The 10641-nt window shown below is 46.9% G+C and carries 10 protein-coding genes; 5 read left to right on the forward strand and 5 right to left on the reverse strand.

The window, feature by feature from the left end; genetic code table 11:
- Positions 1-276: 276 nt before the first annotated feature.
- The 5 genes from IJE10_08510 to IJE10_08530 all read right to left on the reverse strand — a co-directional run bounded on the left by IJE10_08510 (position 277) and on the right by IJE10_08530 (position 4304).
- Complete coding sequence (locus IJE10_08510; GenBank protein MBQ2968142.1) at positions 277-1236, reverse strand: hypothetical protein; 960 nt, start codon at positions 1234-1236, stop codon at positions 277-279.
- Positions 1233-2084: a diadenylate cyclase CdaA gene (gene cdaA / locus IJE10_08515; GenBank protein MBQ2968143.1), complete on the reverse strand. Its 852-nt coding sequence runs from the start codon at positions 2082-2084 to the stop codon at positions 1233-1235. Before cdaA ends, IJE10_08510 begins: the two co-directional genes overlap by 4 nt.
- Positions 2085-2174: 90 nt before the next feature.
- Positions 2175-3263, reverse strand: a complete 1089-nt coding sequence (locus tag IJE10_08520; GenBank protein ID MBQ2968144.1) for an aminotransferase class V-fold PLP-dependent enzyme — start codon at positions 3261-3263, stop codon at positions 2175-2177.
- Positions 3247-3501 (reverse strand): DUF3343 domain-containing protein, encoded by a 255-nt coding sequence (locus IJE10_08525; GenBank protein MBQ2968145.1) that lies wholly within the window; start codon positions 3499-3501, stop codon positions 3247-3249. Before IJE10_08525 ends, IJE10_08520 begins: the two co-directional genes overlap by 17 nt.
- Before the next feature lie 536 nt (positions 3502-4037).
- Complete coding sequence (locus IJE10_08530) at positions 4038-4304, reverse strand: hypothetical protein (protein MBQ2968146.1); 267 nt, start codon at positions 4302-4304, stop codon at positions 4038-4040.
- A 110-nt stretch (positions 4305-4414) separates the two neighbouring features.
- On the opposite strand from IJE10_08530, the gene pyk reads away from it, so the two are divergent.
- The 5 genes from pyk (at position 4415) to IJE10_08555 (ending at position 10138) form a co-directional block, all read left to right on the forward strand.
- Positions 4415-5833, forward strand: a complete 1419-nt coding sequence (gene pyk, locus IJE10_08535) for a pyruvate kinase (GenBank protein MBQ2968147.1) — start codon at positions 4415-4417, stop codon at positions 5831-5833.
- Positions 5834-5862: 29 nt separating this feature from the next.
- Entirely contained in the window at positions 5863-7071 is a 1209-nt protein-coding gene (locus IJE10_08540; GenBank protein ID MBQ2968148.1) for an acyltransferase, read from the forward strand.
- A gap of 172 nt (positions 7072-7243) precedes the next feature.
- The gene (locus IJE10_08545; GenBank protein MBQ2968149.1) at positions 7244-7624 is read left to right on the forward strand and encodes a GntR family transcriptional regulator; all 381 of its coding nucleotides are present in this window, start codon (positions 7244-7246) and stop codon (positions 7622-7624) included.
- A complete protein-coding gene (locus IJE10_08550; GenBank protein ID MBQ2968150.1) occupies positions 7621-8520 on the forward strand; it encodes an ABC transporter ATP-binding protein in 900 nt (299 codons plus the stop codon). Before IJE10_08545 ends, IJE10_08550 begins: the two co-directional genes overlap by 4 nt.
- Complete coding sequence (locus IJE10_08555; protein ID MBQ2968151.1) at positions 8495-10138, forward strand: hypothetical protein; 1644 nt, start codon at positions 8495-8497, stop codon at positions 10136-10138. The genes IJE10_08550 and IJE10_08555 overlap by 26 nt, the downstream gene beginning before the upstream one ends.
- Positions 10139-10641 lie beyond the last annotated feature (503 nt).

Raw genomic sequence — 10641 nt, forward strand, 5'->3', positions numbered from 1 at the left:
GTTTTCTTTTGATAAATGCGTTTTTGCTATGAACAAACTTCGCCTCTCGACGTACCTTTGTACGCCTTCGGGTAACCCCAAACCGCGATGCAACGCGGTTTGGGCTCAGTTTGTCCATTCCAAACATTTTTTCCTATTCCCTAAAAAGGGGATGTAAAAAAAGTCCGGATCGCAAAAACGCGAGTATAAAGGCGAACAAAGTTTGTGCAAACTTAAAAGAAAGGCACAAAATGAAGAAAACGCGCAAAGTTTTGCGCGTTTTCTTTTGATTGGAATTTATTGTTTTTTTGCCTGGTCGGCGGCAACTGAAATTTTAACTTCAACTTCAGATGGCTCTGCACGGACGCCCTCGGGCAAAACCAGCTTCAGCATTACGGTGCCCTGCGGTTCATCGGGGAGGGTTAACGGCTCGGTTTCGATGCCTTCGATATCCGCAAGTATCGCCCGCTCGCCCTGAATCTTTACGGTGTCGGGGTTTGCGGAAAGGTGAATGCCTGCAGAGTCTAAGTTCACCACGCTGTCTAAGCGGATGTTGACTTTAGCATCCTTTTCCATTAAGATGGGAACGTCCACCCAGATTTCGGTACTGCTCATGGTCAGCTCATGGTCATGGATGGGTGTGCCGTGATTGTCTAAAAGCACCGGCTTGTAGCCTGCGGAAATGGATTCGGTGACATTATCTAAGTCCACCTTCACCACAACGCGTGCCACCTTTTCTAAGATTTCTGCAGGACCCTCGATGGTGATGCTGTTGGTGCCTAAGACGAAAGAATCCTTAACATACCCATCGGGCAGAGTGCCTGTGAAAACAGGCTCAACCTGGAAGCGGTTTTTACCGATATAGTCTGCCACAACCTTGATTTCAGACGGCTCGATGGAGGAAACGGTGATACCGCTTCTTCGCACATTGGCAACCAGCGGAATGGTGTAGGTTCCCGGTCCCGTCACAGACGAAAAGTCTGCCGAAACGGAAACGTCCTCTAATATGATATTGGAAATATCCGAAAGTCTGCCGTTTACCTTTACGTCGGCGGTCTCGGCAGAAACAGAGATAATCTTCAGCTCATCCTGCATCATGGTTTCGGTGTGGTTGCGGTTGATTTTAATGCCACGGAACAGACTGTCGGTCATGGGATTCTGCTCGCTGACCACCGCCATCCACAGCCCGATTGCCGCAAGAACCGAAATTACCAGTATGAATTTGTCGTTCCGGAAAATTTTATTTAATAATTTCATTGGTGGTTCTCCTTTTTCGCAAACAGTTTTTTACGCTTTTCCTGCTGTTCGGGCATAATGATTAAAAGCTTGCGCAAAAGATTCTGCAGGCTTTCCCGGTCATAGTTACGGGTAAGCATACCCTTTCTTGCCACCGAGATTTTGCCCGTTTCCTCCGAAACCACAATCACCAGCGCATCCGACTGCTCCGAAAGCCCGATTGCCGCTCTGTGGCGCGTGCCAAGCTCAGAGGGGAGTGCCGCGTTCTGGGTTAAGGGCAGTAAACAGCCTGCCGCGCGGATTTTGTTTTTGGAAATCACCACCGCACCGTCATGAAGCGGTGTGTTGGGAAAGAATATGTTGCCGATGATTTCTTTGGTCACCACAGAATCCAATTTTTTGCCTGTGGCAATCACATCATTTAAGCGGGATTTCTGTTCAATGACAATCAAAGCACCCGTGCGTTTTGCGGAAAGTGCCTGACAGGCATCCGCAATCTCTACAATGTCCTGCTCTAAGGCTTCGTTATTTTGCTCCTGATTGGTAAAGGGCAGTAAATCACCTACAGTGGAAGTACCCATGCGCTCTAACGCATGCCGAAGCTCGGGCTGGAAAATAATAATCAGTGCCAAAAGGCCTACCTCTAAGGTTTTGCTCAATACAAAATTCAATACGTTTAAGTTCAGCCAGCCCGAAACCTGCAACACCACAAACAGCAGCAGTATGCCTTTAAAAAGCTGTAGTGCACGGGTTTCCTTGAAAAAGTGAATCAGGCTGTAAATGATAACCGTGATGATTAAAATATCCACTAAATCATTCAGCGCAAAAATGTTTATGTAGCTTCCGAAAAACCGTAAAAACCGTTCCATAACTGTGTGTTTCATCCCCTTACGTTTAAATTAAAATGCTGTCCGCGTTTCAATGCTTTTTTGGGTTAAAATTATATAACATCTATTTTATTATACACCAAAACAAGGGGTACTGTCAACAATATTCAAAAATTTTTCGACCTCGGATTTGCGGTTGAAGCGGGATAAACTTGCCCGTACCGTGCCGATGCCCAAGGTGCCTAAGGTTTTGTGGGCTAAGGGCGCGCAATGCAGACCGCTCCGCACACAGATGCCGTGGCGGTCTGACAGATATTCCGAGACGGTTACGCAATCCACACCCCGGATGTTAAATGCCACAAGGGGCGCGGTTTTTTCGGTTAAAGGGGTGTAAAGCTCCACATGGGGGATGGAGGAAAGTCCTCTTTTTAACAAGACATTCAATTCTTCGGTGGGGTCGCTGTCCGAACGGTTGACAAACCGCGCACCCTCTGCAAGTCCTGCAAAGCCCACACCGTTTACCGTGCCACTCTCTAAGCTTTCGGGAAAAATGTCGGGTTGGGAAAGACTTTCGGATAAAATGCCCGTACCGCCCAAAATCAGCGGACGGATTTTCAAGCCCCGTCTTACATATAAAAATGCCGTACCCTGCGGACCGAACAGCGCCTTGTGTCCCGAGCATACAATAAAGTCAATGCCCCCGACCGAAAGGGGAATATGTCCGAGGGACTGGGAGGCGTCCACCAGCAGATACAGATTGGCTTCTCTTGCCAAGTCAATGTAGCCCTGAAGCGGTTGGATTTTGCCGTTTACATTGGAGGCATGGTTGACAATCAGCATTTTGGTTTCGGGACGGATTTTTTTCCTTGCTTCTGTCGCACCGTCGCAGATGTCGTATTCAAAACGGCTGTGGACGGGACGCAGGACGGCATTATGCTCGTAGGGGGTTAAAATCACATGGTCGCCTTGGTTTAACATGCCGAAAATCACGGTGTTTAACGCAACGGTTGCCGAGGGCAGGAGTGCAATGCGCTCGGGCAGGGCAGAAATGAGACGTGCAAGCTCCAAACGGGCATCAAAAATCACGTCCGAGGCGCGCATGGCAAGGGCGTGACTGCCTCTGCCCGGGTTTCCGCCCTCATGAAGCATATACCGTTTCATGGCTTTTAAAACGGTTTTCGGCTTTCGGAGGGTGGTGGCGCTGTTATCCAAGTAAATCATAGTCGGCATCTCCTTTCTTGCGGTAGATTCCGTGGATTTTCAGCATCAGCTCGTCTGTGATTTTCAAAAGGGCGGGTAGGTCGGCACGCTTGACCTTGACCATATACGAGCAACCTTTTTTGGCAATACGTTTGGGGGTGTGCCCGATGGCACAGGTGATTCCGCTCCGCTCTAAAAGCTGTTCGACCCGTTTGGCGTAAGTGACCGATGATAAAATGACCAGCACATAGTCCTGCATAAAAAATCCTCTCCTTTATAGCAGTATATGTAAAAAAAGAGAGGGATGTTAACAATCGCGTCGCAAAAAGCCTTCCTTTTACGCATATGCCTTGTCGGCATATGCTTTTTTAGCAGGCTGTTGCTCCTTTTTCGCAAAAAGTATTACTTGTAAACTTTTTGCGAGTGCGCACTGCGTTCGCGTTTTCTCTCCTTTAAGTCTCACTGCGTTCGACAGCTTCCTCGTCAGAGGAAGCCTTTTTTGCTTTCTCCTCTAAGGGAAAGCTGTTTTTTTAACGGATTGCGCTAAGAGAGGTCTTGAAAAACAGCGAGCGAAGCGAGCCACAGCCGAAAAGTATTACTTGTAAACTTTTCGGCTAAAAGGAGGAGCAGACCGAAAAAGAAGCAAGACGTTTTTTTAAACGGATTGCGCTAAGAGAGGTTTTGAAAAACAGCGAGCGAAGCGAGCCACAGCCGAAAAGTATTACTTGTAAACTTTTCGGCTAAAAGGAGGAGCAGACCGAAAACGAAGCAAGACGTTTTTTAAAACGGATTGCGCTAATTGAGGTCTTGCTCCGACGTGGGTGTAAAGTATTCATTTTTTAGAAAGTCAATACCCACAATCCACGCACCGTCTTTGTACACGGCAGCCTCGAAAAAGGGAAGAAGCGGATGGGGATCGATACCGATAACCGCAGGCACCGCAAATAATGCTCCGTCCTTTAACGGATAATAAAGCACTTTTTCATTGGGCAGGCTGTTTTCCAGACTGCAACGGATGTTATCTTTGCTGTACGGCGTAAACTCTAAACCGCAGATTTGCATACAATCACCTCTTGGTTTATTGTATGTGAAAATACTGCATTCTTATGAATTGACTTTTTCTGTAAAATGGTGTATAATGACTATGATTATCATTTCAGGAGGTGCTTTGCATGCGCAAGACAAAAATTGTATGTACATTAGGTCCCGCATCCCGGGACGAGGCAACCATCGAAGAAATGTTAAAAGCGGGCTTAAATGTTGCCCGTATCAATTTCTCCCATGGCACCCACGAAGAGCATAAAAAAACCATTGATACCTTCCGAAAGGTTCGTGATAAATTAAAAAAGCCCGCGGCGGTGATGCTGGACACAAAAGGTCCCGAAATCCGCATCGGCACTTTTGAACAGGCTCCTGTTTTGCTGGAGGAGGGGCAGACCTTTACCTTAACCACCAAGGATATAAAGGGCAATAAGGACTGCGTTTCTGTAACCTATGACAAGCTTCCACAGCAGTTAAAGGAAGGCAACACCGTTTTGATTGACGACGGCAGAATCCGCATGCTTGTTACCGGTCTTACCGATACCGATGTAATCTGTAAGGTGCAAAACGGCGGTGAGGTGAGCGACCGCAAGGGCGTGAACATTCCGTATGTGCATTTGGATTTTCCGTACATGAGCGAGCAGGACGAAAAGGATTTGATTTTCGGCATCGAGCAGGACGTGGATTTTGTGGCGGCATCCTTTGTGCGCTCCAAAGAAGACGTGATTGCCATGCGTAAATTTTTGGATTACTATGGCGGACATTCCATTAAAATCATCGCCAAAATCGAGAACATGGAGGGCGTGGAGAATTTTGATGAAATCCTAAAGCATTCGGACGGCATCATGGTTGCCCGGGGCGACATGGGTGTCGAAATTGAGTTCGAGCGTCTGCCCGGTCTGCAGAAGCGGTTTATCCAGAAATGCTACCGCGCAGGTAAAATGGTTATCATTGCTACCCAGATGCTAGAGTCTATGATTCACAGCCTAACGCCCACCAGAGCGGAAATTACCGATATTGCCAATGCGGTGTTTGACGGCACCTCTGCCATCATGCTTTCGGGCGAGACAGCGGTGGGTGACCATCCTGCCCATGTTATCCGCGTCATGGAAAAGATTGCAAGTCAGGCAGAAAAGGATGCCTTTGACATGGATATTTATCAGAATGTTGCCTACGAAAACGATGAAGAGGACGGCACCAACGCCATTTGCGATGCGGCATGTACCATGGCAAAGGACGTAAATGCCAAGGCGATTTTAGCGGTTACCCGCTCGGGCTATACCGCACGCCGTGTGTCCAAATTCCGTCCCGTACAGCCCATTATTGCCACCACCCCCGAAGAAAAGACCTTCCATCAGCTTTCTATGTCCTGGGGTGTGTATCCGGTAAAATCGCTGTTTCAGCCGGATGCAAATGTGCTGTTTACCCATTCGGTGGACTGCGCAAAGCGGTATGATTATGTTAAGGATAACGACCGTGTGGTTATCACAGCCGGCACGGACGATTCAACAGACGTGTTAAAGCTTCACATTGTAAAGCCCTTTAAATAAGATACTTTTTTCCGAGAGGATGGTAAGTCATGCGTAAATTGCAGAGCCGTATGGTCGGCCCCGATGTTTTAAAAATCGCAGCTACAATTTATGTTATTTTTATCCATCATAAAATCCAGTCCAACGCCCGTTTTGCGCTTCAGCATACCATTATGCTGGTGCTGTGGGCGGTTTTGGCATTGGCGGTATCCTATTTTATTTATCGGCTCGGCAAAAAAGGGGGCTGGAGCAAGAAAACCTTAGTCTGGAGCGCCCTTTCCCCGTTGCTGTTTGTGCTAAGCCTTTATACGCTCCGGAAATTTGCGGTAACGGTATTTTTCATGGTGTCGGGGTATATGCTGACCGGCTCACTTCAGCGCATGGAATCTCCCTTTAAAACCTGGTACCGACAGGAAAATTTAGTTCCCAGAATTCTGCGGTTTTATTTAACCCTGCTTCCCATTTTTGTGATTGGTATTCTGATTCAGGTTTGCTTTAAAGGCTTTTCCTATGGCTTTGGTACACTTTTGTATAAGTTTATGCTGGGCGGGTTTACCCCGGGCAGTTATTATGTGTTTGCCATGGCACAGTTTATGCTCATTTTCCCGATTTTGTATTACATAGTCAAGCGGTTTATGGGAAAAGGTGTGCTGTTTCTGATTGGCATCACCCTTTTGTGGGACGTTTTAACCACCGTGGTGTTCGGGTATTCGGAGGTCTGGTACAAATACTGGATTTTGCGTCTGCTTCCGCACATGGCACTTGGCATTTATGCAAAGCTGACCGACTTAAAGACCGACTGGTTCTTAAATTATTGCATGTTCTTAATCGGCATTGTGTATATTGTGCTGTTCACCTTAGACAGAAGAGTGGGTACCGATATTTTCTACCAGTGGCGGTCGGCAAGTGCAGGCATTGCGGTTTTCATGTATCCCATTATTGTGGAGTTTATGAAAAGCATGCAGGAGGTCAAATACGGCGAAAACAAGATTTCCTATGCCCTGGTGAATTTTTCCAACGCCACCTACCACATCTTTTTGTTCCAGATGCTGTATTTCAGAATGGTGGGCTACCAGTTCAACTACTGGGTGGACAACATCATCATTACCATGCCCATTAATATGATAATCTGCTTAAGCGGAGGCATACTGTTTTACAAATGGTATGCGCCGTTGGAAAACAAAATCATTGCCTGCATCAGGCAAATCATCACGCCTAAGAAGCGAAGAAACGAAACCATCACAGCCCCCAAAATATAAAGGCTTGTTGCGCATTACGTTCGCTTCCACCTCATCGGTCTTGCTTTGCTCGACAGCTTCCCCTCTAAGGGGAAGCCTTTTTTTTTAAAAACCCTATTGACAAACGAAAAAAAGTATGCTATATTGAGTGTACTAAGACAATTAATACAGTTAACACACAAGGAGGGATGAGATGATACAAATTGACTTCAGAGACACGCGTTCCATATACGAACAAATCGAGCAGGGTTTAAGAGAGCTGATTATCAAGGGCATTTTGCCAAAGGACAGCCAGCTACCCTCGGTACGGGAGCTTTCGGTACAGCTTACCGTAAACCCGAACACGGTGCAAAGGGCGTATAAGGAGCTGGAAAACAAGGGCTTTGTGTACAGCGTAAAGGGAAAGGGAAGCTTTGTGGCAGGGCTGACAGAGGATGCCACCGACCCACGGAGAAAAGAACTGCTTGCAGAGATTGAAAAGCTTTCCAAAGAACTGAAATATTTAAACACACCCTTAAAAAACGTTACGGAAGCGGTGGAAAAAGCCTTTAAGGAGGGAGACGGAGAAAAATGATTCGAGTAGAAAATTTACAAAAGAAATTCGGCGATTTTTATGCCCTTACGGGTGTGAATATGCATGTGCCGAAGGGAAGTGTATACGGACTTGTCGGACCCAACGGTGCAGGGAAAACGACCCTTTTAAATCACATTGTCGGGGTGTATAAGCAAGACGGCGGTTCTCTTACGGTGGACGGTGCGCCCGTTTACGAAAACGAAAAAACCAAACAGAAAATCGCAAGCATTGCGGACGACTGGTTTTTCTATAACACCTTCAGCTTAAAGGAAATGGCGACCCTTTTTGAAAGACTGTATCCGACCTTTGACAGGGAACGGTACCAAAAAATCGTAGCCCTTTTAAAGCTTGAGGAAACCAAACAATTAAGACGTCTGTCCAAGGGCATGAAAAAGCAGGCGGCGTTTTGCATTATGCTGTCTGTCCGTCCCGAGGTGCTGGTGCTGGACGAACCCCTTGACGGCTTAGACCCCGTTATGCGTAAGCAGATTTTAAGCCTTGTGATTAACGACGTGGCAGAGCGGGAAATGACCGTACTGGTATCTTCGCACAATTTAAGGGAATTAGAGGACATCTGTGACCGCGTGGGCATCATCCACAGAGGCGAAATGATTATGGAAAAGGCACTGGATGATTTAAAGGGCAATGTACATAAATATCAGCTTCTGGCAGAGGATGCGGTATACAAAAAGCTGGCAGACCGCGAGGATGTGTTGCACATCCAAAAGACCGGCTCTGTAACCGTGCTGATTGCAAAAGGCGAGGCAGAAGATTTAGATAAAGAATTTCAAGCCCTTTCGCCTGCCCTTTGCGAAAGAATCGGACTTACCTTAGAAGAAATTTTCATTTATGAGTTGGGAGGTTTGGACTATGACTTTAAAGACATCCTGGTTTAATTTTGGGCTTTTCAAAGCCAATATCAAGCGCTTTAAATGGGGCTCTGTGCTGTATTTTCTGCTGTTGTTTTTAACCGTTTGCTTACCGCTGATTACCATGGAGTACAATGCCCTTTTTTACAGTGACAATGCGCTGATGGATATATCCTGGTTTGCGCTTGCCATGACCTGGGTTGTGCCAACCGTTACGGCACTGTTGGTGTTCATGGGCATCCACAAAAAGAAGTCGGCAGTATTTACCTACGGACTGCCCTTAAAGCGGGAAGGACTTTACCTGACCAATGTGGTTTCGGGACTTTGTCTGATGTTTGTGCCCGTGTTGCTGACCACCTTGATTTTAGTGTGCATCGCACCTGCAACAGGCGATGTTACGGTGTTGCATTGCTTGGAATGGATGCTTTTGCAGCTTTATAGCCTTACCTTAAACTATTCGCTCGCGGTGCTGGCAGCAACCCTTGCAGGAACCACTTTTTCCATGCTCGCCATCAATGCGATTTTACAGGTTTTGCCTGTTATTTTGGTGTTTGGTCTGGACACGCTGTTTGAAAGCATGATTTTTGGCTACAGCGGTTCGTCTGACATGTACACCTGGATTGCAAACTGCAACTATGTGGTGGCAAGCATAAAAGTATTTACCATGATTCAGTATGACAGCCCTTATGAAATTGGGGCGCTCGGCATTTCGGTATATTTTGCAACTTCCCTTTTGTTTTATGTGGCAGGCGGATTCTTACACCACTTCCGCAAAAGCGAAAACGCAGGCGAAATGATGGCGTTTTCCAAAACCCGTTTTATGTTTAAAGGCATTGTGACCGCGTTCGGTCTGATTATTGCAAACGCCATTACGGTCAATGCAGGCGCAAATCTTGTAACCGCCGTTGTGGTACTGGGGATTGTAAGCGGTATTTTGTATTTCGGTACCGAAATGGTGCTTTCGCATACCATTAAAATCAAGGGTGCGGTGAAAGGATATCTGCTGTTTGTCGGCAGTATCGCACTTTTGGCGGTGGTGTTTAGTGCAACCCATTTCTTTGGCTACGAAACCTATGTGCCCGATGCAAGCGACATTCAAAGTGCGACCGTTTATGAAGAGTGGGCGTATGAAGAGGGAAAAGAACCGCTCCTTAGCGATAAAGCGAGCATCGAGCTGATTCGGAAATGTCATACCGCCTGCATCCGTGAGGGGGAAAACAGTCGTTTTTACGAGGATAAGATGATTGTGTACACCTTAAAAAACGGCAAGCGTGTCAGCCGTTGCTACATGATTCATGATTTCACCGAAGCGGACAGAATCTATGATCACCTTAAAGAAAGCAAGGCTTACAGAGAAGCGGATTTTTATGCCACCATGCCTAAAAAGGAATCGGTTACCGCGGTGTATACCGATTGCGGTGTGGGTGTAAAGCCTGCGGATTATGACAAGCTGTATTCCCTGTTGCTTGCAGATTTTATTGAAAAGGGGAATCCGCATAATTTCGCCTATTCCGAGGTGTCGGTACACCTTTCCATCGAGTTTAAAGGCAAAGACGGTGTTCCAAGCACCCGTTCCTTTGATTTAACCGCCGAAAACGCCCCGAATACCGTTAAATTCCTTAGAGAGATTGGTTGCTTCGAATAACGGCGCATCGAAGCTTTTTGCTTGCAACACCGCAAAGCGGTATTGCGTCGCTTTGTCGCCTGATGCGCCACCCTTCGTGAAAAGTTTTCTTGTGAAATACTTTTCACGAGTGCTCACTGCGTTCGCTTCCACCTCATCAGTCTCGCTTTGCTCGACAGCTTCCCCTCTAAGGGGAAGCCTTTTTTGTCATTCTGAGAGAGCGAAGCGACCGAAGAATGACAGGATAACCTACAAAAAAAGGGCTGTAAATTTATTACAGCCCTTTTTTAGGGAATAGGAAAAAATGTTTGGCACGAACCCGAAGCGCCGTCGGTGACGGATACAGCGAGAAGTTCGTGGCGCCGCAACCAAAATTGCGCCCGTTAGGGCACAGCGATTTTGTGTGTTGCAAGAGGGAGCTTATTTTAATGTAGTCGCAGCCTAAGCAAGCTCTCTTGTGGTACCCAAAACCGTTTTAACGCTACCGCTAACGGTTTTGACCACTCCGCCCCGAGCTGACAAAA

Source organism: Clostridia bacterium, assembly GCA_017410375.1.
Taxonomy (GTDB): Bacteria; Bacillota; Clostridia; order RGIG6154; family RGIG6154; genus RGIG6154.